The sequence below is a fragment of the Frigoribacterium sp. 2-23 genome (assembly GCF_049601585.1).
In the GTDB taxonomy this organism is placed as follows: domain Bacteria; phylum Actinomycetota; class Actinomycetes; order Actinomycetales; family Microbacteriaceae; genus Frigoribacterium.
In genome coordinates, this window is sequence record NZ_CP187126.1 from 2,209,451 (window position 1) to 2,231,453 (window position 22,003).

23 protein-coding genes are annotated in these 22,003 nt (G+C 68.3%); 10 read left to right on the forward strand and 13 right to left on the reverse strand.

What is annotated here, in order from left to right:
* Window positions 1-27: 27 nt before the first annotated feature.
* The 6 genes from ACPEEZ_RS10370 (at window position 28) to ACPEEZ_RS10395 (ending at window position 6,346) form a co-directional block, all read left to right on the forward strand.
* The gene (locus tag ACPEEZ_RS10370) at window positions 28-933 is read left to right on the forward strand and encodes an ABC transporter permease (protein WP_423918421.1); all 906 of its coding nucleotides are present in this window, start codon (window positions 28-30) and stop codon (window positions 931-933) included.
* Between the two features lie 26 nt (window positions 934-959).
* Entirely contained in the window at window positions 960-2,198 is a 1,239-nt protein-coding gene (locus ACPEEZ_RS10375; protein WP_423918423.1) for an ABC transporter ATP-binding protein, read from the forward strand.
* Between the two features lie 2 nt (window positions 2,199-2,200).
* Entirely contained in the window at window positions 2,201-3,319 is a 1,119-nt protein-coding gene (locus tag ACPEEZ_RS10380; RefSeq protein WP_423918426.1) for a glycosyltransferase family 4 protein, read from the forward strand.
* Complete coding sequence (locus tag ACPEEZ_RS10385; RefSeq protein ID WP_423918428.1) at window positions 3,316-4,191, forward strand: glycosyltransferase family 2 protein; 876 nt, start codon at window positions 3,316-3,318, stop codon at window positions 4,189-4,191. The genes ACPEEZ_RS10380 and ACPEEZ_RS10385 overlap by 4 nt, the downstream gene beginning before the upstream one ends.
* A 65-nt stretch (window positions 4,192-4,256) precedes the next feature.
* Complete coding sequence (locus tag ACPEEZ_RS10390) at window positions 4,257-5,405, forward strand: glycosyltransferase family 2 protein (protein ID WP_423918431.1); 1,149 nt, start codon at window positions 4,257-4,259, stop codon at window positions 5,403-5,405.
* Entirely contained in the window at window positions 5,402-6,346 is a 945-nt protein-coding gene (locus ACPEEZ_RS10395; protein ID WP_423918434.1) for a glycosyltransferase family 2 protein, read from the forward strand. The genes ACPEEZ_RS10390 and ACPEEZ_RS10395 overlap by 4 nt, the downstream gene beginning before the upstream one ends.
* Before the next feature lie 16 nt (window positions 6,347-6,362).
* Here ACPEEZ_RS10395 and ACPEEZ_RS10400 read toward each other — a convergent pair whose 3' ends face one another.
* From ACPEEZ_RS10400 to ACPEEZ_RS10425, 6 genes are all read right to left on the reverse strand, one after another.
* Window positions 6,363-7,541, reverse strand: a complete 1,179-nt coding sequence (locus ACPEEZ_RS10400; protein ID WP_423918437.1) for a hypothetical protein — start codon at window positions 7,539-7,541, stop codon at window positions 6,363-6,365.
* Window positions 7,538-8,401 carry a glucose-1-phosphate thymidylyltransferase RfbA gene (gene rfbA / locus ACPEEZ_RS10405; protein WP_423918440.1) on the reverse strand — a complete coding sequence of 288 codons (864 nt, stop codon included), beginning with the start codon at window positions 8,399-8,401 and terminating at the stop codon, window positions 7,538-7,540. Before rfbA ends, ACPEEZ_RS10400 begins: the two co-directional genes overlap by 4 nt.
* A 2-nt stretch (window positions 8,402-8,403) precedes the next feature.
* Complete coding sequence (locus tag ACPEEZ_RS10410) at window positions 8,404-9,015, reverse strand: dTDP-4-dehydrorhamnose 3,5-epimerase family protein (protein WP_423918443.1); 612 nt, start codon at window positions 9,013-9,015, stop codon at window positions 8,404-8,406.
* A gap of 19 nt (window positions 9,016-9,034) precedes the next feature.
* A complete protein-coding gene (locus tag ACPEEZ_RS10415) occupies window positions 9,035-10,654 on the reverse strand; it encodes a DUF2142 domain-containing protein (protein WP_423918445.1) in 1,620 nt (539 codons plus the stop codon).
* A gap of 41 nt (window positions 10,655-10,695) precedes the next feature.
* Window positions 10,696-10,827, reverse strand: a complete 132-nt coding sequence (locus tag ACPEEZ_RS10420; RefSeq protein ID WP_423918448.1) for a hypothetical protein — start codon at window positions 10,825-10,827, stop codon at window positions 10,696-10,698.
* Between the two features lie 151 nt (window positions 10,828-10,978).
* Window positions 10,979-11,875 carry a M15 family metallopeptidase gene (locus ACPEEZ_RS10425; RefSeq protein ID WP_423918451.1) on the reverse strand — a complete coding sequence of 299 codons (897 nt, stop codon included), beginning with the start codon at window positions 11,873-11,875 and terminating at the stop codon, window positions 10,979-10,981.
* A gap of 137 nt (window positions 11,876-12,012) precedes the next feature.
* Here ACPEEZ_RS10425 and rfbB point away from each other — a divergent pair, with 137 nt between their 5' ends.
* The 3 genes from rfbB to ACPEEZ_RS10440 are packed head-to-tail and all read left to right on the forward strand — an operon-like array spanning window position 12,013 to window position 15,027.
* Window positions 12,013-12,999, forward strand: a complete 987-nt coding sequence (gene rfbB / locus ACPEEZ_RS10430; RefSeq protein WP_423918454.1) for a dTDP-glucose 4,6-dehydratase — start codon at window positions 12,013-12,015, stop codon at window positions 12,997-12,999.
* Window positions 12,996-13,913 carry a dTDP-4-dehydrorhamnose reductase gene (gene rfbD, locus ACPEEZ_RS10435; protein ID WP_423918457.1) on the forward strand — a complete coding sequence of 306 codons (918 nt, stop codon included), beginning with the start codon at window positions 12,996-12,998 and terminating at the stop codon, window positions 13,911-13,913. The genes rfbB and rfbD overlap by 4 nt, the downstream gene beginning before the upstream one ends.
* Window positions 13,888-15,027, forward strand: coding sequence for a glycosyltransferase family 4 protein (locus ACPEEZ_RS10440; protein ID WP_423918460.1), 1,140 nt, complete (start codon window positions 13,888-13,890; stop codon window positions 15,025-15,027). Before rfbD ends, ACPEEZ_RS10440 begins: the two co-directional genes overlap by 26 nt.
* An 87-nt stretch (window positions 15,028-15,114) precedes the next feature.
* Here the strand turns inward: ACPEEZ_RS10440 and ACPEEZ_RS10445 are convergent, their stop codons facing one another.
* The 3 genes from ACPEEZ_RS10445 to ACPEEZ_RS10455 are packed head-to-tail and all read right to left on the reverse strand — an operon-like array spanning window position 15,115 to window position 18,142.
* A complete protein-coding gene (locus ACPEEZ_RS10445) occupies window positions 15,115-16,413 on the reverse strand; it encodes an LCP family protein (RefSeq protein WP_423918462.1) in 1,299 nt (432 codons plus the stop codon).
* 47 nt (window positions 16,414-16,460) lie between these two features.
* Entirely contained in the window at window positions 16,461-16,988 is a 528-nt protein-coding gene (purE, locus tag ACPEEZ_RS10450; protein ID WP_423918465.1) for a 5-(carboxyamino)imidazole ribonucleotide mutase, read from the reverse strand.
* Between the two features lie 17 nt (window positions 16,989-17,005).
* A complete protein-coding gene (locus ACPEEZ_RS10455) occupies window positions 17,006-18,142 on the reverse strand; it encodes a 5-(carboxyamino)imidazole ribonucleotide synthase (protein WP_423918467.1) in 1,137 nt (378 codons plus the stop codon).
* A gap of 125 nt (window positions 18,143-18,267) precedes the next feature.
* On the opposite strand from ACPEEZ_RS10455, the gene ACPEEZ_RS10460 reads away from it, so the two are divergent.
* Window positions 18,268-18,717 carry a GtrA family protein gene (locus ACPEEZ_RS10460; RefSeq protein WP_423918470.1) on the forward strand — a complete coding sequence of 150 codons (450 nt, stop codon included), beginning with the start codon at window positions 18,268-18,270 and terminating at the stop codon, window positions 18,715-18,717.
* A gap of 45 nt (window positions 18,718-18,762) precedes the next feature.
* Here ACPEEZ_RS10460 and ACPEEZ_RS10465 read toward each other — a convergent pair whose 3' ends face one another.
* The 4 genes from ACPEEZ_RS10465 to ACPEEZ_RS10480 form a co-directional block, all read right to left on the reverse strand.
* Window positions 18,763-19,194: a hypothetical protein gene (locus ACPEEZ_RS10465; protein ID WP_423918473.1), complete on the reverse strand. Its 432-nt coding sequence runs from the start codon at window positions 19,192-19,194 to the stop codon at window positions 18,763-18,765.
* A 69-nt stretch (window positions 19,195-19,263) separates the two neighbouring features.
* Window positions 19,264-20,574: a UDP-glucose dehydrogenase family protein gene (locus ACPEEZ_RS10470; RefSeq protein WP_423918476.1), complete on the reverse strand. Its 1,311-nt coding sequence runs from the start codon at window positions 20,572-20,574 to the stop codon at window positions 19,264-19,266.
* A gap of 53 nt (window positions 20,575-20,627) precedes the next feature.
* Window positions 20,628-21,170 carry a PH domain-containing protein gene (locus ACPEEZ_RS10475; protein ID WP_423918479.1) on the reverse strand — a complete coding sequence of 181 codons (543 nt, stop codon included), beginning with the start codon at window positions 21,168-21,170 and terminating at the stop codon, window positions 20,628-20,630.
* A 4-nt stretch (window positions 21,171-21,174) separates the two neighbouring features.
* Entirely contained in the window at window positions 21,175-21,975 is an 801-nt protein-coding gene (locus ACPEEZ_RS10480) for a biotin--[acetyl-CoA-carboxylase] ligase (protein WP_423918481.1), read from the reverse strand.
* Between the last annotated feature and the right edge of the window lie 28 nt (window positions 21,976-22,003).

A 22,003-nucleotide genomic window follows, 5' to 3' on the forward strand; every position in this document is an offset into this window, starting at 1 on the left:
GTTCTTCCCGATAAGCGAGGTTTCACCATGAGCAGTACCGTCAGCGACAGGTTCGCGCGACTTCGTGAGGAGCCGATGGTCCCGGCGGGTCGACCCGCCGGGGGCACCTGGGGCTCCGTCCGCGAGGTGTTCCAGCAGCGACAACTGCTCGACCTCCTGATCCGCCGAGACCTGAAGTCGCGCTACAAAGACAGCGCGCTGGGCTTCGCCTGGACACTGATCCGTCCTCTCGTGCAGCTGGGCATCTACTGGCTCATCCTCGGCCAGATTCTCGGATCTGCCCGGGCGATCCCCGAGTTCGCCATCTACATCTTTGCGGGTTTGACCCTGTACGGCCTGTTCAGCGAGATCGTCTCGGGCGCGACAGGGTCGGTCGTCGCGAACGCTGGCCTGCTCAAGAAGGTCTACGTCCCCCGAGAGATCTATCCGCTCTCAGCCGTCGGTGGGGCACTGTTCAACTTCGGCATCCAACTCGTGATCCTGCTCATCGCGACGTTGGCGTTCCGGTCCTTCCCTTCGTTCGAGAACCTGGCGTTTTTCCTCCCGGCGACCCTGGTCATCCTGGTCTGGGGCACCGCCCTGGGCATCCTGCTGTCGGCCCTGAACGTGTACCTCCGCGACATGGCGTACCTGGTCGAGGTCCTCATGATGCTGCTCATGTGGGCGTCTCCGATCGTCTACTCGTGGCAGATGGTCTTCTCCCGGGCAACGGGCGGCGCGTGGGCCTGGGTGCTCCCGATCTACACCAACAACCCCATCACGCTCGGCATCCTCGGGTTCCACCGCGCGTTCTGGACGGCCGGGGGCCCCGACCAGTATCCCGACCACTTGATGCTTCGCATGGCGATCGCCATCGTCGTCGGCCTCGTCGCCCTCTTCTTCTGCCAGCGCGTCTTCGCTCGACTCCAGGGCAACTTCGCCCAGGAGATCTGAGCCGTGTTCTCCGAAAGGCCCGTGTCATGACCACCGACAACATCCTCGCCGTCGACGACGTCGACTTCGCGGACGCACCCACTGTCGTCAGCATCAAGAACGTCTCCAAGCGCTTCGTCATCCGTCGCGACAACTCGCTGAAGGAGCGCGTCGTCACCCTCGGCCGTGCCGGTCGCCGCCACAGCGAAGACTTCTGGGCTCTCAAGGACGTGTCCCTCGACATCCCGGCGGGCACGACGATCGGGCTCCTCGGCCCGAACGGCTCCGGCAAGTCCACCTTGCTCAAGGTCATCGGCGGCATCCTCGAGCCGACGACGGGTGATGTCACCCGTCGCGGGCGGCTGGCTGCCCTCATCGAGCTCGGTGCCGGGTTCCACCCCGACCTCACCGGTCGCGAGAACGTCTTCCTCAACGCGGCCATTCTCGGAATCACGCAGGAGGAGGCGGAGGCGAAGTTCGACGACATCCTCCTGTTCAGCGGCATCGGCGACTTCATCGACACCCAGGTGAAGTTCTACTCGTCGGGCATGTACGTCCGGCTCGCGTTCGCGGTGGCCATCCACACCGACCCCGACGTGCTCCTCGTGGACGAGGTGCTGGCCGTCGGCGACGAGCAGTTCCAGAAGAAGTGCCTCGACAAGATTCGCGAGTTCCAACAAGAGGGGCGCACCATCGTCTTGGTGAGCCACTCCCTCGGCCAGGTCCAAGAGCTGTGCGACAGCGCCGTGGTCCTGCACCACGGTGAAGTCATGTTCCAGGGTTCGGCCCGACACGCGGTCAAGAACTTCCGGGAGATTCTCGAGGGGCGACGAGTGGCTGAGGCCGAGGCCGCGAACCCGGATGAGGACGCCACCCCCGGCACAGTCGACCGCGTCGAGATCGCCTCCCCCGGCCGTTCTCCCGGCGAGGAGCTCCGTCCCGGCGACGACCTCGTCATCCGCATGACCGTATCGCACACGACTCCTCTGGAGCACTGGCACTCCGGGTTCAAGATCGAGAACCAGCACGGTCACCTCGTGTACGGGACCGACAGCCGCAAGATCGGGCTCGTGCACAGCCCGTTGCACGGTACGACGACCGTCGAATACCGGCTCAACGATCTTCAGTTCGGCGGCGGGCCCTACTTCGTCCACTGCTTTCTCGCCAAGAAGACCGGTGAACACATCGCGATCCTCCGCGAGGCCGCTCGCTTCGTCATGGCGGACGACGATCGTCACGCGGGGATGACTCGCGTGGCCACGGCCGGTCGCGAACTGCACGCCTGATCTTGTCCCTCTCTGTCCTCGTCGACGCGACGTCCATCCCGCCGAACCGGGGCGGGGTCGCGCGCTATATTGCGGGTCTGCTCCAGGGCCTCGACGAGGCGGACGTCAGCGTGTCGGTCGTCGTGAAGCGGGGTGACCGCTCGTGGCTGAGCGGTGTCGCCCCCGGGCACCGGTACGTCGATGCGCCGCGCCTCGTCCGCGCTCGGCCCGTCCGGTTGGCCTGGGAGCAACTCGGGTTGCCCCTCCTGGCGCGTCGGCTCGGAGTCGCGGTGCTGCACTGCCCCCACTACACGTTCCCTCTCGGGGCAGCCCGTCGCTCCGTCGTGACGCTGCACGACGCCACCTTCTTCAGCGACCCCGCCGCTCACAGCCGCCTCAAGCGCGTGTTCTTCCGCACCTGGATCACACTGGCTCGCCGCTGGACGCGGGCCACCGTCACGCCGAGCCAGGCCACGGCCGACGAGATCCACCGCTACGTGCCGTCCGCCATCCCGAACGCCGTCGCTCCGCTGGGTGTCGACCGATCCGTCTTCCATCCAGCGACGGATGATGCGATGGCAGATTTCCGTCGCGCGCACGGCCTGTCCCCCGACGACCGTTGGATTGCCTTCCTCGGCACGGTGGAGCCGCGCAAATCGGTGCCCGCCCTCATCGACGCGCACGCGGCGCTGACGGCCTCGGTGAAAGGAACGCCACCCCTCTTGGTCGCCGGTGGCCTCGGATGGGACGAGTCCGCGGTCCACATCCTCCGTGCCGCGGGCGACGTCCCCGGAGCGGGTCTTCGTTATCTCGGTTACCTCCCTCTGGATCAGCTCTCCGCCTTCCTGGGCGGCTCCGAGCTCGTCGTCTACCCCAGCACCGGCGAGGGTTTCGGCCTGCCCGTGCTCGAGGCCATGGCGTCGGGAGGCGCGGTGCTGACCACACGCCGCCTCGCCCTCCCCGAGGTGGCCGGCGACGCTGCCGCGTATTCGGAACCCGATGCCGAGTCGCTCCATCACGGGATGAAGGCGCTTTTGGCTGACGACGAGCGCCGTCGCAGCCTCGTGCTCAACGGCCTCGAACGTTCGGCGGGCTTCACGTGGCGCGCCTGCGCCGAGGCGCACCAAGTGGTGTACTCATGACTCGGACACCGGAGTCGTCGGTCGCCGAGACCGCGATCGTCACCGTCAGCTACAACTCGGGCCGCTACCTCGACGACTTCCTCGCGTCGACGCAAGCCGCGACCCGCGCGTCGACCCCCGTCCGAGTGGTCGTCGCCGACAACGACTCGGACGACGTGACCCGACTCGCGGCCTCCACGACATCGCAGGGGGCGGAGTTCCTCGAGTTGGGCAGTAATCGGGGGTATGGGGGCGCGGTCAATGCCGCCGTCCGCCAGCTGGGGCCGGAGTGCCGCTGGATACTCATCTCGAACCCCGACGTCGTGCTCGATCCCGGGAGTCTCGACGTCCTCCTGTCCACCGCCGAGTCAGACGAGTCGATCGGCGCCGTCGGCCCTGCCGTCATCGAGCCCGACGGCAGCGTCTATCCGTCGGCCCGACGGGTGCCGTCGCTGAGGACGGGACTGGGACACGCGCTCTTCGCCAATGTCTGGCCCGACAATCCGTGGACCCGCCTCTACCACCTGGACGGCGAGCACGACGTCCGCCGGACGACGGGTTGGCTCTCCGGGGCATGTCTTCTAGTCCGCCGCAGCGCGTTCGAGGCGCTCGGCGGCTTCGACGAGCGATTCTTCATGTATTTCGAGGACGTAGACCTCGGCTACCGCCTGGGTCGTGCCGGTTTCACCAACGTGTACGAACCCGCCGCTCGAGTGATGCATGTCGGAGCCCACTCGACCCAGAACTCGTCTCGCGAGATGCGCCTCGTGCACCACCGCAGCGCCTATCGCTTCTTGGCCGGGAAGTACCATGGCTGGTACCTTTGGCCGCTCCGAGCCGGGCTCCGCCTCGCTCTCGGCGTCCGCGCCCGTGCCCGATCGCCCCGACCGTGACCGCCCCGTCTTCACCGGCGGTCGCCACCGTCCCCCGTCCCCCGTCCGGAAAGCACCGCCCCACGATGACACTCGCCCTTACCTTGATGATCCGCGACGAAGCGGACATCCTCCCCGAATGGCTGGACTACCACATCGCACAGGGCATCGATGTGTTCGTGGTGACCGACAACGGCTCGACGGACGGCACCCGGGAGATCCTCGAGGAGTTCGCCCGGACGTCGTCGGCGATCGTCGATCTGCGCCACGACCCCGTCCACCGCAAGCAGCAGAGCGAGACCGTGACGCGGATGGCCCGGGAGGCCTACACCGTGCACGGTGCCGACTGGGTCGTCAACGCCGACGCCGACGAGTTCCTCATGGCGCGCGACCGTCGTCTCACCCTGCGCGACGTCTTCAGCCGTCTCGACCCCGCCGTGCGCGCCTTCGTCGTGCCCGTCGTGAACATGGTCGGCCCGCTCGCCGAAGAGGGCGGCGGGCTCGAACGACTGATCTGGCGCGATGAGCGATCCGCCGGCGAGCTCGCCGCGATCGGCCTCATCTCGCATCCCAGCGGCAATGCCATTCACGTCGGTGACGCCGAGGTGTCGGTCGTGCAGGGCAACCACCTGGTCACCCTCGCCCAGGGCGCGGTCCCGGACGAGGCACTCGCCCTCGAGGTCCTGCACTTCCCGTGGCGCTCCTGGCGGCAGTACGCGCACCGCGTCGAGATCGCCGGGGTCGCGTACGAGTCCAACCCCGATGTGAACCCCAGCCCGAACCATCACGGCATGCGCGACTTCCGGCGGCTTCGCGCCGGCACGCTCAAGGCCTACTGGTCGCTCCGCGGTGTCACGACGGCTGAGGCCGAGGCCGGCTCGTTCCGCCGCGACGACAGTCTCCCCCGGTTCTTCGAGACGATCGATCGCGGTGCATCGACGACCGACGTCCTCGTCTCCCCGTCCGAGGTGGCCGGGCTGCAGGGCGCAGGCCACGGTCTCGTGGAGCGCGACGACGCCGTGGCTCGACTCACGGCCGTCGAGGAGGCGCAGTCCGAGAACGTGCGCTTGCTCGAGGCCACCATCGGCCGAATGGCGGGTCGCGTCGCCGCCTTGGAGGGCCTCGCGAACGATCGGGAGCGCGAGCTGACCGGGCTGCGGTCGCGGCGAGCGATCCGCTACGCGGACAAGATAGGCGCGCGGGCCCGAGCCGTCAGGAACGCTCTCGGTCGATGAGCCACTCGACGACTCGTGCGGCGGCTCGCGGCATGGCTCGGGCCTTTCGCCTCGAACCGGAATACGAACGCGTCGTCCGGTCAGCTCGCGTCGCACGCGAACTGGCCCGTGATCGACGATGGCACGCCACGCTTGGTCGTCTGCTGCGGACGGGATCGCAACTGTCGACGGCCCACCGATGGGGTCGACCCGACGACGATGCCGCCCATGTGGTCGTCTGCCTGTGGAACCGCCCGCAACGGGTGGACAAGGTCATCGAGATGCTATCGGCCCAGGATTGGGAACCGGGCGTCCGCCTTCTGCTGTGGAACAACAATCCCGGTGATCGTCATCTTTACGACGATGCCGCACGGCGGGTCGTCCGCGGGTCACTGCTCAGCGTCGACCTCTATCACAGCGCCGTCAACATCGGGGGTCTCGCTCGATTCGTTGCAGCACGCCTCGCACGGAACGGTGGATACCGTGGTCCAGTCATCATGCTCGATGACGACCAAGATGTGACCGACACGTTCGTCGCCGACCTCATGCGGGACTACTCACCCCATTCGGTCGTCGCCTGGTGGGCGTTCAGCTTGCACGGCTCCTACTGGCGTCGCGCCGAGATCCCGCCTGGAGCGACCGCGGACCACGCCGGAACGGGAGGAACGGTCTACGACAGCGAACTCGTCGACGACGACCGCTTCTTCATGTGTCTGCCCCGACGGTTCGCCTTCCTCGAGGATCAATGGATGACATTCGTCGCTCGTCAAGCCGGCTGGCGCGTCGTCAAGGGGAGGACCGAGATCGGCCTCGTCCTGGAAGAAACAAATCAGTATCACGGACTTAAGCCTCTCAAAGACGTCTTTTACCACTTCCAGCACGACCTCGGACAGAAGGCGCTCCGAGGCAAGCGACACGGCCGCCGGTCCTGGCGACGAGGGACCTTTACCTCGGCCCCCTGAGACCCCGCGCTCGCAATCAGGCGGTGACGTGATAGGGCACGAAGTACACGGCGAACGCGAACCCGACGGAGACGACGCTGAAAAGGCCCACAACCAGGCCGGACATGAGACGGCTGCGCTGCGCCGTGATCGCTGCCATGACGAATAGCGGCAGCAGCGCGAGGATCATTCGCGGCCGAGGTCCGACGTTGCTGTAGGCGAAGACGAGACCAATCATGACAACCCCGTAAGCCCACCAGTACAGAGGGAGGCGGTGAAGGTACGGAAGCGCGAGTGCGATCAACAAGGTCATCAGCGCGACGGTCCCAGCCATCACACCGTAGAGGTGCCACTCAATGCCTCGTTGCGGGAGGTTGACGAAGAACCCTTTCCACAACCCAGCCCCGAAGTCGAGACGCTGATTCCACTGCTCCTGCGCGCGCCGCCAAATGAAGGGATCTCCCGTGCGCACGAATGCATAGCCGGCCGCACCGGCGAAGGCTGCCAGCCCGGCCAGTAAGGGCAGAGTAGGTCTCAGATCGCGGCCGTCGCGGCGCCAGGTCGCGACGGCCAGGATGAACAACGCGGCCAGGACGGCGACTCCTGTCGATCGCGTGGCACAGGCAACGAACGTCGGGATGCAGGACCACCACCACCATGACCTCGATGCCGTGTAGATAGCGAGCACCGACGAGAGGAGGAACAGTCCTTCCGTATAGGGCATCGACAGCGCGAGCGAGCCCGGGAAAGCGCCTAGGAATAGAACCGCGACCACGGCCGTCCGGCGCCCGAATCGCTGCTCCACAAGGGCACCGAGGACAGCGAGCAGCCCCACCGCGCAGAACGCGGTCACGAATCCGGCGGCCACGTCGTAGGGCAGGCCCGTCATGCGAGCGACGAGCCGGATGAACCACGGCCAGATGGGAAAGAAACCCCAGGGCCCGTACAACGGCCGAGCCGGCAGATTTAGGCTATCGGGGTAGCCGAACTCAGCGAGATAGAGGTACCACCAGCCGTCCCAACGCTCGGCGAACGGTGCCCACGAGATCGAGCCGCCCTGCCGTGTCTGTGCCGCGACGAAACCGACGAAGAACGGTATCCGAGTCAGGACGTAGACCAACGCCCCGAGGCCCACCCAGCGACCCGTGGCCGTGAGGGCAACCCGTTTTCCCGTAGTGCCCGAGCGGTCACCGGTCATGGCCCGGGCATTGCTCACGATCCCAGTAGGGCCTGCAGGTAGACGCCGTAGCCGCTCTTCGCCAGAGGGGCTGCGAGGGCCTTGAGGTGTTCGTCGTCGATCCAGCCGTTCCGCCAGGCGATCTCCTCGATGCACCCGATCTTGTGACCCTGGCGATCCTCGATAACACGGACGTACTCGGACGCCTGCATCATCGACTCGAACGTGCCTGTGTCGAGCCAGGCCGTCCCCCGATCGAGAACCTGCACCTGCAGCTCGCCCGCCTCGAGGTACCGCTCGTTGACGGTCGAGATCTCGAGTTCTCCGCGTGCACTCGGTTCGATGGTCTTCGCGATCTCGACGATCTTGTTGTCGTAGAAATACAGACCCGGCACCGCGTAGTTGCTCTTGGGCACGATGGGCTTCTCTTCGATGGAGAGCGCTTTGAAACCCTCATCGAACTCGACGACGCCGTAGGCCTTCGGATCGGACACGTGGTACGCGAAGATCGTGGCGCCATCAACGTCGTTGTTCTTGCTGAGGTTGGAGCCCAACCCGACGCCATGGAAGATATTGTCACCCAGGACGAGTGCGACGCTGTCGTCACCTATGAAGTCCTCCCCGATGATGAACGCCTGCGCGAGGCCATCGGGCGAAGGCTGGACCGCGTACTCGATAGTCATGCCGAGCTGCGATCCGTCTCCCAGGAGCGCCCGGAATTGCTCGTTGTACTCGGGGGTGGTGATGACCAGGACCTCCCGGATGCCCGCCATCATGAGAGTCGACAAGGGGTAATAAACCATCGGCTTGTCGTAGATCGGCATGAGCTGTTTCGAGATGCCCTTGGTGATCGGCCAGAGGCGCGTACCGGAACCCCCGGCCAGGATGATGCCCTTCACGATCAGCTCTCCTTCGAGTCGAGGGTGGCATAGAACGCACGCATGGCATCCCAGGTCGGGAGCAGCCCCGATGCGGCGGCTTCGGATAGCTCTGGAGCGTCCGTGTCCTTCGGAGAAAGGAGGGCCTCCCCGGCCTCCGGCGGGAAGACGAGACCGATCTCGACATCGAGGGGATTGATGCCGTGCTCGCGCTCCGCGTTGAACGTGTCGGTCACGAGATAGCTGACCGTTGCGTCGTCGGTCAGAGCGACAAACGCGTGGCCGAGCCCCTCGGCCAGGTAGATTGCCCGACGATCCGTGTCGTCGAGCAGCACGGAGTCCCATTGCCCGAATGTGGGTGAGCCGACCCGGATGTCGATCACGTAGTCCAGGACTGCACCGTGGGTCGCGGTTACGTACTTCGCCTGACCTCGAGGCACGTCGGCGAAGTGGATGCCGCGGACGACACCGCGCTTCGACACCGACGTGTTCGCCTGCCGAAGATCAATGGGATGACCGACGGCCTCGGCGAGTTTGTCGAAGCGGTACCACTCGAGGAATACGCCTCGGTCGTCACCGAACTGTTTCGGCGTGATCTCGTAGCTGTCAGGGATCTTCAGTTCGCGGATCTGCACCACGGAAGAGTAGCAAGGTTCACGACGGCGGTCGCTCCGCCGCACGGACGACGGGGGACTCGACCGAGTCCTGCCGATGGGCGGGCGCCGCGTGTTCAAGTCGCGCTGACAACCCGCCGGACGGTTCGTCCGACCAGAGATCATCAGCGGGCGTTCGCTCTAAGGCCTGGCTGATCGAGATTCCGGTGATCGCGAGCCCGACGGCCCCGACGACGAACAGTCCGGTCACGAACACAAGTCCGCCGGGCGCCTGCCAGGCGTCACCCGTCAGCACGTCCCTAAACGGGCGCGCCACCCCGACGGAGAACCGTCGGTATGCGGTCGCAAACGAGACGATTTGCGCAACCGCGGCGGCCGCGACGACGATCGTGACGGGCCTCGACCATCTCTCGTCGGGGCGACGGCTGTGCTGCCACCCCAAACCGGCGACGATTACCATGCCCACGAAGACCGGCAACGAGTAACGCCCCTGCCAGATGTAGCCGTACGTGGCGGCACTCGGTGCCTGCAGGAGCGAGGGCACCAGGAGAAGCGCGATCATCAGCACAACGGACGCAAGCAAGAAGCGGCGACGGGCGAAGGCGAGAGCGCCGATTACGAGGAAGCCGATGCCTGCCGTCCATCCGAAGTAGACGGGCTGGGGCAGCCCCGTGTCGAACCAGCCCAAGACACCGATCATCTCGGTCCCGTAGTTCTCCGTCGCACCCAAGGTATGGACGACCGCCTGAGCGATGCCATCGCGAGCCGGGTCGGACGACGGGATGAAGCCGGCGGGCGCCGCGACAAGGGCTGTCCAGACGGCCGCGAAACCGAGCCCCAGGACGGACACTCCCGCCGCGATCCAGACCTGTCGCCGTCGGATCAGCTCCCTCACTCGTTCGAGGGGGACGGTCAGCAGCACGGCCACCACGATCAGCGCCACGAAGAGAGGAGACGCTGAGCGCGCGTTGCCCGCGACGATGCCGGAGGCAGCGAGCATGGAGGCGCGGGAGGCCAGTCGAGAGGCGGCCCGGTCGTGCACGATCAACCAGGCCACCGACGCCAGCGCGGCGCAGCCCGTGATCTCGACACCGTTCGGATTGATCATGCCCCCGAGGTACGTCGCCATCGGGGTCAACGCCACCGCGATCCACGCTACGAGCGACGAGCCACGCGTCATCTGCGCCGCCGCCCAAAACATGACGCCGATGAAGACTCCGTTGATCAGCGCCGAGGCCAGACGCATACCAATAATCGCCTCGTCGCCTTCCAGGAAGAGCGAAGGCCAGCCGACCAGGGCGTAGTAGACCGGGTTGTAGGACCCGACGCCGCTTGTCGCAGCGAACTCGCTCGACGGGAACATGCCGAGGTCCGGCTGGCACAACGCGGACGTTGTCGGTTGGGCCGCTGTGCAGGCCATGGCACCGCCGAGGTCCGAAATGTCACGGGGCAACGAAAACGACTCGATACCCACCTGATCCGTCGGGGCGCCCGTGAACATACCCCTCACGGTGGCCTCCGCCTTGACGGCGTGACTCGGTTCGTCCGGTGCGGAGGACACGGGGCTCGCGATGGACCAGCCTCCGAAAACGAGGAGGGCGAAGAACCAACCCGCCAGGAACGCGGTCGAGGGCCGTCGCAGGAAGAGGGATTTCGTCATGGTTCGTTCAGTATCCCCTAGACGACGAGGCCCGTCCCCGACTACCGCGCCGCGTAGTCGGCACCTCCGGTCACGGCGGAGGCCGGTATGGAGAGGGAGCTGAGCACGTTGTAGAAACCCACGCTGTTGAGTTCCTTGGAGGGCACGCCCACCGCCGTCATTGCGTTGACCATGCCGGGGGTTGTCATGTGGCGCAGTGATCGGACCCCAACCATGCACGTGTAGCCAAGGCCTACGCCAGGGAGGGTGTCGGTGCAACGGAGGATGAGCATGGCGGGACCTTTCGCTGGAGTCGGAGGTGAAGGACTGAGGGATGCTGGCGGGTCAGCCCCAGAAGTAGTCGGCGTCGGCGCGAATGGCTGAGCGGGGCACGCCCATCGAGCTGAGCACGTTGTAGAACCCCACCCAGTCGAGTTCGTAGTAGGGCGTCCCAACGACCCGCATGGCGTTCACCATGTCGATGTTCGACAGGTGACGAAGACTCCGGACGCCGACGAGAACGGTGTATCCAGCGACGGGGTACTCGCTGAGAGGCCCGGTACAGCGGACGATTACGGTATCGACATCCTCCGCCTTGGCGTTCTTGTTGACGTTCGACGGCCCGGTCCACGTGCCCGAGTAGTCGAAATGCCACGGCTCGGGCCGGGAGAAACCATTGCCCGTCGGCTGCCAGCCGTAGGACGGGCCATTGGCGTCCATCCACCGCTTCGCCGCGGTCCCGGCCGTTTCGACACCCGACCCGAAATCGCATGAGATGCCCCAGCCGTGGTTCGACGTACCGGGGTACGCGGCGAGGTTGCCCGTGCCTGCCTGATAGCGGTTCCAGTAGTCGACCTGGCGTGCGAAGTCGCGGTATCCCTCTGTAATCGTCAACGAGCGTCCCAGCGCCTGTCGGAAGGCGAGGCTCATGGACAGGAACTGGCGCGCCGCATCGTCCCGGAGGAAACCCGATCCGGCCACGGTCGCGGAGACCGTGGTGAGGACCTCGGCCGGGATGCGACCATTGCTGAAGCCGCCCCAGGCCGATACCTGCGCGGCCGCGAGCGCTTCCGAGACGGACTTCACGGAAGATGTCGTCTCGCCGAGGTTGACTACAGCACGTGCCGAGTCGGGACGCACCGCGAGAACAGACCCCGTGACGGCGGTCGCCGCGGCGTACGCCAACAGGTGTCTGCGATCGAGGCTCGCGAGTTCGGGCTTCGCGTCGTCGGATGTGCTCACCGTACGACGGTGCCATGGACGCGGGCCGAAGGCTACCCCCCAGACGAGGATTGGCAGAATGGGGGACAAGGGCGGCGGGTGGCCTACCCCTTTGTACACTTGGGTCGGCCTCAGTCATCAACGTGAAAGCAGACAGCGTGAAAATCCTCGTCACCGGCGGAGCCGGCTTCATCGGCTCCAACTTCGTCCGACGCACCCTAGAAGACGCGTACCCGGGCCTGGAGGGCGCCGAGGTCGTCGTCCTCGACGCGCTGACGTACTCCGGCAACCTCGAGAACCTCATCTCGGTGGCCGAGTCGCCTCGCTTCCGGTTCGTCCAGGGCGACATCCGCGACGGTGCTCTGCTGGACACCCTCTTCCCCGAGGTCGACGCCGTCGTCCACTTCGCCGCCGAGTCGCACGTCGACCGCAGCGTCCGCGACGCCTCGATCTTCGTCGAGACCAACGTGCTCGGAACGCAGCAGCTGCTCGACGCCGCCCTGCGCAACGACCTCAAGCGCTTCGTGCACGTCTCGACCGACGAGGTCTACGGCTCCATCGCCGAGGGCTCGTGGGCGGAGGACCGCCCGCTCGAGCCGAATTCGCCGTACTCGGCCTCGAAGGCCGGCAGCGACCTCCTCGCCCGCAGCTACCACCGCACGCACGGCCTCAACATCTCGATCACGCGCTGCAGCAACAACTACGGCCCGTATCACTTCCCCGAGAAGGTCATCCCGCTCTTCGTCACGAACCTGATCGACGACAAGCACGTGCCCCTCTACGGCGAGGGCAACAACATCCGTGACTGGCTGCACGTCGACGACCACACCCGTGGCATCGCCATGGTCCTGGTCAACGGTCGTGCGGGCGAGATCTACAACATCGGCGGCGGTACCGAGCTGACCAACAAAGAGCTGACCGAGATGCTGCTCGAGGCCACCGGCAAGGACTGGTCGTACGTCGACCGCGTCCAGGACCGCCTCGGCCACGATCTGCGCTACTCGGTCGACATCTCGAAGATCCGTTCCGAGCTCGGGTACGAGCCGCAGGTGCCCTTCGCCCAGGGCCTTGCCGAGGTCGTGCAGTGGTACCGCGATAACCGCCAGTGGTGGGAGCCCCTCAAAGAGCGCGCGGCGCTCTCGTGAGCCCCGAGTCGGCGACCGGGTCGACGGTGACCGGCCAGCACGCGAAGTACCTCGTCACCGGCGCCCGCGGCATGCTCGGCTCCGACCTGCTCGAGGCGCTGTTCGGCCGTGACGTCACCGTGCTCGGCCGTGCCGATCTCGACGTGACCGACCGTGACGCGGTGTTCGCCGCCGTCGAAGGCCACGACGTCGTCGTCAACGCGGCCGCGTACACCAAGGTCGACGACGCCGAGAGCCACGAAGACGACGCCCTGGCCGTCAACGGGACCGCAGCCGGCCTGCTCGGCGAGGCCACCGCCTCCTTCGGGGCGAAGCTCGTGCAGGTGTCGACCGACTACGTCTTCGACGGCGTCGCGACGAGCCCCTACCCCGAGGACGCCCCCATCGCGCCGGTCAGCGCGTACGGCCGTACGAAGGCGAAAGGCGAGCGCCTCGCCCGAGCGGCCAACCCCGACGGGACGTTCATCGTCCGGACGGCCTGGCTGTACGGACAGCACGGCCCGAACTTCGCCAAGACCATGCTCAAGCTGGCCGCCGACCGCGAGACGCTCAGCGTCGTCGACGATCAGGTCGGGCAGCCGACCTGGACCCTCGACCTGGCTCACCAGATCGTCGCGCTGCTCGACTCCGGCGCCCCGGCCGGGGTCTACCACGGCACCAACTCGGGCCGGGCGAGCTGGTACGAGTTCGCGCAAGCGATCTTCCAGGTTGCGGGACTCGACGCTGATAGGGTCAAGCCGACCGACAGCCAGGCGTTCGTGCGGCCCGCGCCGCGACCCGCCTTCAGTGTCCTCGGTCACGACGCGTGGTCGAGGGTGGGGCTCGCCCCCATGCGTCTTTGGAACGAAGCGCTGGTCGAGGCCGCCAGCCGGGGAGTGTTAGGTGCCGATGACCACGCTGCGAGTAGTCGTTGATCAGATCCTCGCGCCCGTCCCGGGCGGGATCGGTCGCTACACCGAAGAGCTCACACGAGAGCTGATCCTCGGCGCGCCGCGCGGCTGCGACGTCCAGGGCGTCGTGGCCGCGCACCCGCAGAGCGACTACGACCGGCTGACCGAGCTGCTGCCCGGCCTCTCCGGTCTCGCCAAGGCGCCCCTCGGTCGGCGTGAACTCTCGCTCGCGTGGCAGACCGGCGTCGTCGGCCTGCCCGGCAAGGGGATGGTGCACGCCACGAGCCTCCTCGCCCCGCTCGGTCGCCACGACCGTTCGATCGACCCCGGCACGCAGACCGTCGTCACGATCCACGACACCGTGCCGTGGACGCACCCCGAGACCCTGACCCCCCGCGGTGTCCACTGGCACAAGGGCATGGCGAAGCGCGCGTGGAAGTACGCCGACGCCGTCGTCGTCCCGACCCACGCCGTCGCGAACGAGTTGAACGAGTACTTCGACTTCGGCTCCCGCCTCCGTGTCATCGGCGGCGCCGTGAGCTCGACGCTCGGCGTTCCCGACGATGCGGACGAGCTCGCCGAGGCGCTCGACCTCCCCGACCGCTACGTGCTGAGCGTGGGGACGCTCGAGCCCCGCAAGGGCCTCGGCCCCCTCATCGAGGCCATGGCACACCCCGACGCCCCCGACCTCCCGCTGCTCGTCGTCGGGCCCGACGGCTGGGGCGATCTCTCCGTCGCCGACATCGTGACCCAGGCCGGTCTCGATGCGTCGCGCGTGCGCACGCTGGGTTTCGTCTCCGACGCCCAGCTCGCCGTCCTCCTCCAGCGCGCCTCCGCGTTCGTGTACCCGAGCCTCGCCGAAGGCTTCGGCCTGCCCGTGGTCGAGGCGCTGAGCTTCGGCACCCCCACGATCGTGTCCGACGCGCCTGCCCTCGTCGAGGTCGCCGCCGATGCGGCCGTCGTCGTCCCGCGCGACGACGCCGAGGGCTACCCCGAGCGCCTCGCGCAGGCCCTGTTCCAGGTCACGAACGACGTCGACCTGGCGACGCGACTCGGTGTCGCCGCGCTCGACCGGTCTCGGGCGTTCAGTTGGCGCGATTCGGCCGACAAGGTCTGGCAGCTGCACGCCGACCTCTGAGACGGGCGCCGCGCCTCCTGCGTGTCTCGACGCCGGCAGGCCGCATGGCGGCCGCGGCCTCGACCGACACGAGGAGGCGCGGGCCGGCTACGGGCCGGACGTCGCCGACGAGACGGTCGCCGCCTTCACCGCGGCGCGCATCGCGTCGAAGTCCGGGTGCAGGTTGCTGTAGGTCGGCGGCACGAGCTCGAGCGATGTCACGGGCTGCCCCTTCGCCTTGATCGCCAGGTCGACGAAGGCGCTCAACGCCCCTTGGGGGATGTCCGTCTTCACGGTCTGCGCGCCCGCGTTCGCCACGCTCTGGAACTTCGCGAGGACGGTCGCCGGTTGGAACTGCGCGAGCACCTGCTGTTGCACCTCGCGTTGGCGCTCCATGCGGTGGTAGTCGTCGCTGCCGTGCCGTGCCCGGGCGTACCAGAGGGCGTGGTAGCCGTCGAGCTTCTGGGTGCCCGGCTCGATCCAGCCGTCGACGTTGATCGGGTTGCCCGCCTTGTCGACGCCGCCGTTGATCGGGATTCGGGTCTTGACGTCGACCGTGATGCCCCCGAGGGCGTCGATCAGGTCGACGAAGCCCTGCATGTCGATCAACGCGTAGTACTGGATCGTCAGGCCGGTGACGCCTTCGATCGCGTCCCGCATGGCCTCGACGCCGGCGTTGCTGCCCTTCTTCTCGGCGTCGGGGTAGAGGTCGGGGTGTTCTTCGCCGTAGGTGTAGAGGAAGCTCACGAGGCAGTCGTCGCCGCAGGTGTAGCCGTTCGGGTACTTCTCGTAGAGCGGCGAGCCCGAGACGAACGGGGAGTTGTAGAGGTTGCGCGGCACGCCGATGATCGTCGTCTGCCCCGTCTCGGCGTCGATGCTCGCGATCGAGATGCTGTCGGGTCGGAGACCGGTGCGATCCGCCCCGGCGTCACCGCCGAGCAGCAGGATGTTGTACCGGCCGTCGACGGGTGCCGCGACCTGGGCCTTGGACGAGAACAGGCTGTTCAGCAGCCCGTGCTGCACACCGGTGATGTAGGCGCCGTAGGCGGCGGGCCCGACGGTCGCGACCATCAGGACGACCATGACGCCGGCGATCAGGCCTCGGGCCCTCGGCGTCGTGCGGATGATGCGCACCAGACGCAGCGTGTCGACCGTCAGGACGAGCCACAGGGCGGCGTAGTACACGAGGAAGACCTGCACGACCGTCAGGGCGATCGTGTTCGTCGCGATGTCGAAGAGCAGCGTCCGGAAGAGCAGCGCCGACACGAGGGCCGCGACCGCCAGCGCCCAGAACACGAGTGTGGACGCGAGACCCCAGCGGCCCAGCCGCCGGTTGCCGGCGAGCACCTGCGCCGAACCGGGGATGACCACGTTGAGCAGCACGAGCACCCAGGCCCGCTTGGTCATGAACGGTCGCGACCCCAGATCGGGGTGGCGGACCGGGAGCGCCGCGCTCACAGCGACCGCTGGAGGGCCGCGTTCTTCTCCTCGACGAGTTCACCGAGGCTCGTGGCGTAGTCGGCCAGGCGTGCGGCGATGCGGGGGTCGGAGACACCGAGGATGCGGGCGGCGAGCAGGCCCGCGTTGGCCGCCCCGCCGATCGAGACCGTCGCGACGGGGATGCCGGCGGGCATCTGCACGATCGAGAGCAGGGAGTCGAGACCGTCCAGCTTCGCGAGGGCGACCGGCACCCCGATGACGGGCAGGGACGTGACGGAGGCGACCATGCCGGGCAGGTGCGCCGCTCCCCCGGCCCCGGCGATGATGACGCCGATGCCGCGTGCCGCCGCCTCCTGGCCGAAGCGGATCATCTTCTCGGGCGTGCGGTGGGCCGACACGACTTCGACCTCGAACGGCACGTCGAACTCCGCGAGGATGTCCGCGGCGCTCTTCATCGTCGGCCAATCGCTGTCCGATCCCATGATGATCGCGACACGAGCCGGCACGGCGGCGGATGGGGTGGTGCTGTTCGGGTCTGACACGGAGTAGATGCTAACCGTCAGTTCTCGAAGAACTCCGCAGCGGCGCGCGCCCGGAAGACGAGCTCGTCCAGGTCGTCGCCGGCCACCGTCACGTGCCCGACCTTGCGGCCGGGGCGGGGGTCCTTGCCGTAGTCGTGCACCTTGACCCCGGGCTGGTCGTCCATCAGCGCGGGCAGACGATCGGCGAGCGTGCCCGACGTGGGGCCCCCGAGCACGTTGATCATCACGGCCCAGTCGTGGTGCATGTCGGTGTCGCCGAGGGGCAGGTCGAGCACCGCGCGCAGGTGCTGCTCGAACTGACTCGTCGTCGATCCGTCGATGCTCCAGTGACCCGTGTTGTGCGGTCGCATCGCCAGCTCGTTGATCAGCAGGCGCTCGTCGTCCGTCTCGAACAGCTCGACGGCCAGCACGCCCGTCACACCGAGGCTCTCGGCCACGGTGTACGCGATCTGCTCGGCGACGTCGGCCACGCGGCCGATGCTGTCCGGTGCGGGGGCGAACACCTCGGCGCAGACGCCGTCGCGCTGCACGGTCTCGACGACCGGCCACGGGACGATCTGGCCCGAGGGACGGCGCGCCACCAGCTGAGCGAGCTCGCGACGGAACGAGACGAGCTCCTCGACGAGCAGGGCGCCCCCGTTGCCGTCCTCGGCGAGCGCCGCGAACCAGTCGTCGGCGTCCGAGGAGGCGCGGACCACCCGCACCCCCTTGCCGTCGTAACCGCCCCGAGCCGTCTTGACGACGGCCTGTCCTCCGTGCTCGGCGAGGAAGGCCCCGAGTTCGGCCGGGTCGTGGACGGCGGCCCAGTCGGGCACCGGGAGGCCCAACTCGGTCAGACGCTGGCGCATCACGATCTTGTCCTGGGCGACGAAGAGCGCCTCGGGCGACGGGTGCACGGCGACGCCGGCATCGACGAGGGCCCGCAGGACACGCTGCGGCACGTGCTCGTGGTCGAACGTGACGACGTCGACGTCCCGGGCGAACGCGAGGACGGTGTCGACGTCGTGGTAGTCGCCCACGGCCGTCGCCGCGATCGCCGCCGATGATCCCTCGTTCTCGGCCAGCACGCGGATGTCGATGCCGAGGTGCACCGCCGGCGGCACCATCATCCGGGCCAGCTGCCCACCGCCGATCACGCCTACGCGGTACGCCATCTCGTCTCCTCCACACCGGCCGGCGACCACCGGGCGAGCGGGTTCGTCGGATAGATTCCCTGAGAGCTCGACCGGTCGGATCGTTCGGACCGACCTCCATCTTGGCCGATCACGACGGGAGCCGCATGCGACGCCTCATCGGACAGCTGCTCCGCTACGGCACCGTCGGCGCCCTCGGCGTGCTGATCGACGTGGGGCTCTTCACGCTGCTGCGCGCGTCCGTCTTCGCCCCCGAGCACCTCGAGGCCGGGCCCATCGTCGCGAAGGTCTGCTCGGGGGTCGTGGCCATCGTCTTCGCGTGGCTCGGCAACCGCTACTGGACCTTCGGGCCGCATCGCCGGCCGCACGCGGTGCGCGAGGCCCTGGAGTTCTTCTCGGTCGCGACCCTCGGCCTCCTCGTGGGCCTGGCCTGCCTGGGTGTCTCGCACTACGTGCTCGGGTTCACCTCCCAGGTCGCCGACAGCATCGCCGCGAACGTGGTCGGTCTCGCGCTCGGCTCGATCGTGCGGTTCACGCTCTACAAGCTGTGGGTCTTCGCACCGCATCGTGCGGCGGGGGTCACGCGCACCGGTTGACACCGGCCTGCGCGACGCGAGGACACCGAGGAGGCGCGGGTCGTGTCAGCCCCGGAGGACCGATCCCGAGAGCTCGGGAGCCCCGGGCGTGCCGCCCACGACGCAGCGGAAGGTGACGTTCGCGACGCCGACGTCGCCGCCCGTGTAGATACCCGCGACATCCATCGTCTTGTCGCTGCCGGTCGTGACGAGGACCTGGGACGACCGCGGTGACCACGTGTAGTCGGCCCCCTGGGACGAGGTCGCCTCCGTCACGCACGCCTGGTACGCGGTGTCGTCGGTCCAGCCGGCGGCGCTGGCCGTCGGGACGGGGACCGGCGGGGCAGAGTCCGGGACGCCCGGGGTCGAGGACGACGAGGCCGACGGGGACGGCGCCGAGGTCGTGCTGGGGGCGACGTCGCCGTCCGTGGTGCACGCCGTCACGCCGAGAGCGGCACCGGCGACGACGAACAGGCTGATCCATCCCGAGGTCTTCATAGCCGCCATCGTAGGACGGCGGGAATGCGTGGTCGGGCAGGCCGCGCCCGCAGGCGGACGAACGGCCCGCTACGGTCGCCCGAGGCCCCGGAACTCGAAGCCGGCGTCGCGCCACTGCCGCGGGTCGAAGACGTTCCGGCCGTCGACGAGGCGCCGCTCGGCCACGAGCGCGGCGACCCGTTCGGGCGTGAGGGCCTTGAGCTCGGACCACTCCGTCAGCACGAGCGTCACCTCGGCGCCCGTGAGTGCGGCATCCACGCTGTCGACGTAGTCGAGGTCGGGCGCGAGCCGGGCGGCCGTGCCGTTCGCCGCGGGGTCGTAGGCGACGACGTGGGCGCCGGCCTCCCGGAGTCGACGGGCGACGTCCAGGGCGGGCGAGTCGCGCACGTCGTCGCTGTCGGGCTTGAACGCCAGGCCGAGGACGGCCACGCGGGCGCCTCGGGCGTCTCCGCCGACGAGCTCCGTCGCGAGAGCCACCACGCGGTCCCGGCGACGGAGGTTCACGGCGTCGACGTCGGCCAGGAACGCCAGCGAGTCGAGGCCGAGCTCGTCGGCTCGGGCCTGGAACGCCCGGATGTCCTTCGGCAGGCAGCCCCCGCCGAACCCGATGCCGGCGTTGAGGAAGCGCCGCCCGATGCGGGCGTCGTGGCCGAGCGCGTCCGCGAGCTGCGTGACGTCGGCTCCCGTCGCCTCGGCGATCTCGGCCATGGCGTTGATGAACGAGATCTTCGTGGCGAGGAAGGCGTTGGCGGACACCTTGACGAGCTCGGCCGTCGCGTAGTCCGTGACGAGGCGCGGCGTCTCCGCGTCGATCGCCTGACGGTAGACGTCGTCGAGCACGGCGGTCGCCCGGACGCCGGCATCGCCGCCGGGCACCCCGTAGACGAAGCGGTCGGGCCGGATCGTGTCCTTGACCGCGAACCCCTCGCGCAGGAACTCGGGGTTCCAGACGAGGTCGGCGTCGGCCGGGGAGGCGCGGACCAGCTCCGCGAGGCGGGCGGCCGTCCCGACGGGCACGGTCGACTTCCCCACCACCAGGTCGCCGTCCGACAGGTGCGGCAGCAACGCCGACACGGCGGCGTCGACGTACGTGAGGTCGGCGGCCGTGCCGCCCTGCTGCTGGGGCGTGCCCACCGCGACGAAATGGACGGACGCGCCCCGCGCCTCCTCGATGTCGGTGGTGAAGCGCAGGCGGCCGCTGGCGAGCGAGCGCGCGAGCAGCTCGGGCAGCTCGGGCTCGTGGATCGGCGGGCGGCCGGCCGAGAGCTCGGCCACCTTGCGCTCGTCGACGTCGATCGCGACGACGTCGTGCCCGAGCTCGGCCATGCTCGCCGCGTGCACGGCTCCGAGGTATCCGCAGCCGATGACGGAGAGGCGCATGGGTGTCCTTGTCTCGAGGGTGTCGTTGGGGGTGAAGGGGACGGCGTCGGTGGTCAGGTGCCGTTCCAGAACGTCGACCCGTCGGGCGACGCGGACTGGTCCTGCTGGCGGCGTTGGCTGACCATCGTGAGGTTCGTCTCCATCAGATCGTGCAGGGTCGACTGGACGAGGTCGGCGCCCGGGACGTCCCACAGCACGAACGGCCGGTCGAGCCCCGTGTTGATCAGCACGTCGCCGCTGCGGAAGAGGCTCTGCAAGGCGTTCTTGCGCACCGTCAGGTCGTACCCGCGGCTGTGCAGGAGCTCCTGCCGCGTGCGGACCAGCAGACCCCGCCGCAGGATGATCCGCCGCGACGTGATCACGTAGTGCCGTCCCAACCAGATCAGCAGCGGCACGAGCCAGAGCAGCACGATCAGCACCAGGGCGGCGCCGAACACGGTGTAGTTCTGCCAGGCCTCGTCGAACGACCCGCCGAAGTAACCGGTCGCGCCGCAGATCGCGAGCAGGGCGACCGACGGCCAGAACAGCACGCGCGAATGCGGCCGGAGTCGTGCGATCACGACCTCGGGCGGCTGCTGGTGGTCTGCGGTGCTCACAGGCTCATTCATACCGCAGATGGGTGACATCTCCGGCGGAGACGGCGACGTCGCCCGCCGACGAGGTGCGCACGACCACCCGCCCCGCCTCGTCGATCGAGACCGCCTCGCCCTCGAGCACGTCTCCCCCCGGCAGCTCGACCCGCACGCGGCGGCCGATCGACGTGCACTCCGCGACGACACGGGCGCGCAGTCCGCTCGCGTCGGCGTCGCCGCCGGCCGCCACGAAGGCGTCCAGGAGGAGGCGCAGCCCGGCCAGGTACTCCGACAGCACCCGATCGGCGAGCGATGCGCCGTCGCCCTCCGCACCGTGCAGGGCCAGGGACGTCGAGGTCGGGGTCGGCAGGCGATCCGCCGCCAGGGTCAGGTTGACGCCCGACCCGATGACGACCGACAGGCCGCCGTCGTCGTCCGTCCGCAGCTCGGCCAGCACGCCGCAGACCTTCAGCCCGTCGATCTGCACGTCGTTCGGCCACTTGAGAGCGACGACACCGGAGGGGACGACCGACTCGACGGCGGACCGCATCGCGACGCCCGCCATCAGCGGCAGCCAGGCCAGCGTTCCCGGAGCGAGCGACACGCCGTAACCGGCCACGGTGTCGACGAGCACGCTGGCCGCCAGGGTCTCCCCGGGGGGCGCCACCCAGGTACGACCGAGGCGGCCGCGTCCTGCCGTCTGCGACAGCGTGGCGTACACGGCGAGGTGCGGCTCGCCCGTCGCCCCGACCAGATCGGTGTTCGTCGAGCCCGTCTCGGCGAGGACGACGAGGTGGGGCGACAGCGGCGAGCTGAGAGGGAAGATCACGCCCCCACCCTAGGAGGCGGCGTCCGCG

Coding starts and splice junctions, on each gene's coding strand:
- ACPEEZ_RS10370 (WP_423918421.1), top strand. CDS start 28: ATGAGCAGTACCGTCAGCGACAGGTTCGCGCGACTTCGTGAGGAGCCG.
- ACPEEZ_RS10375 (WP_423918423.1), top strand. CDS start 960: ATGACCACCGACAACATCCTCGCCGTCGACGACGTCGACTTCGCGGAC.
- ACPEEZ_RS10385 (WP_423918428.1), top strand. CDS start 3,316: ATGACTCGGACACCGGAGTCGTCGGTCGCCGAGACCGCGATCGTCACC.
- ACPEEZ_RS10390 (WP_423918431.1), top strand. CDS start 4,257: ATGACACTCGCCCTTACCTTGATGATCCGCGACGAAGCGGACATCCTC.
- ACPEEZ_RS10395 (WP_423918434.1), top strand. CDS start 5,402: ATGAGCCACTCGACGACTCGTGCGGCGGCTCGCGGCATGGCTCGGGCC.
- ACPEEZ_RS10415 (WP_423918445.1), bottom strand. CDS start 10,654: ATGACGAAATCCCTCTTCCTGCGACGGCCCTCGACCGCGTTCCTGGCG.
- ACPEEZ_RS10420 (WP_423918448.1), bottom strand. CDS start 10,827: ATGGTCAACGCAATGACGGCGGTGGGCGTGCCCTCCAAGGAACTCAAC.
- ACPEEZ_RS10440 (WP_423918460.1), top strand. CDS start 13,888: ATGACCACGCTGCGAGTAGTCGTTGATCAGATCCTCGCGCCCGTCCCG.
- ACPEEZ_RS10445 (WP_423918462.1), bottom strand. CDS start 16,413: ATGACCAAGCGGGCCTGGGTGCTCGTGCTGCTCAACGTGGTCATCCCC.
- ACPEEZ_RS10455 (WP_423918467.1), bottom strand. CDS start 18,142: ATGGCGTACCGCGTAGGCGTGATCGGCGGTGGGCAGCTGGCCCGGATG.
- ACPEEZ_RS10460 (WP_423918470.1), top strand. CDS start 18,268: ATGCGACGCCTCATCGGACAGCTGCTCCGCTACGGCACCGTCGGCGCC.
- ACPEEZ_RS10465 (WP_423918473.1), bottom strand. CDS start 19,194: ATGAAGACCTCGGGATGGATCAGCCTGTTCGTCGTCGCCGGTGCCGCT.
- ACPEEZ_RS10470 (WP_423918476.1), bottom strand. CDS start 20,574: ATGCGCCTCTCCGTCATCGGCTGCGGATACCTCGGAGCCGTGCACGCG.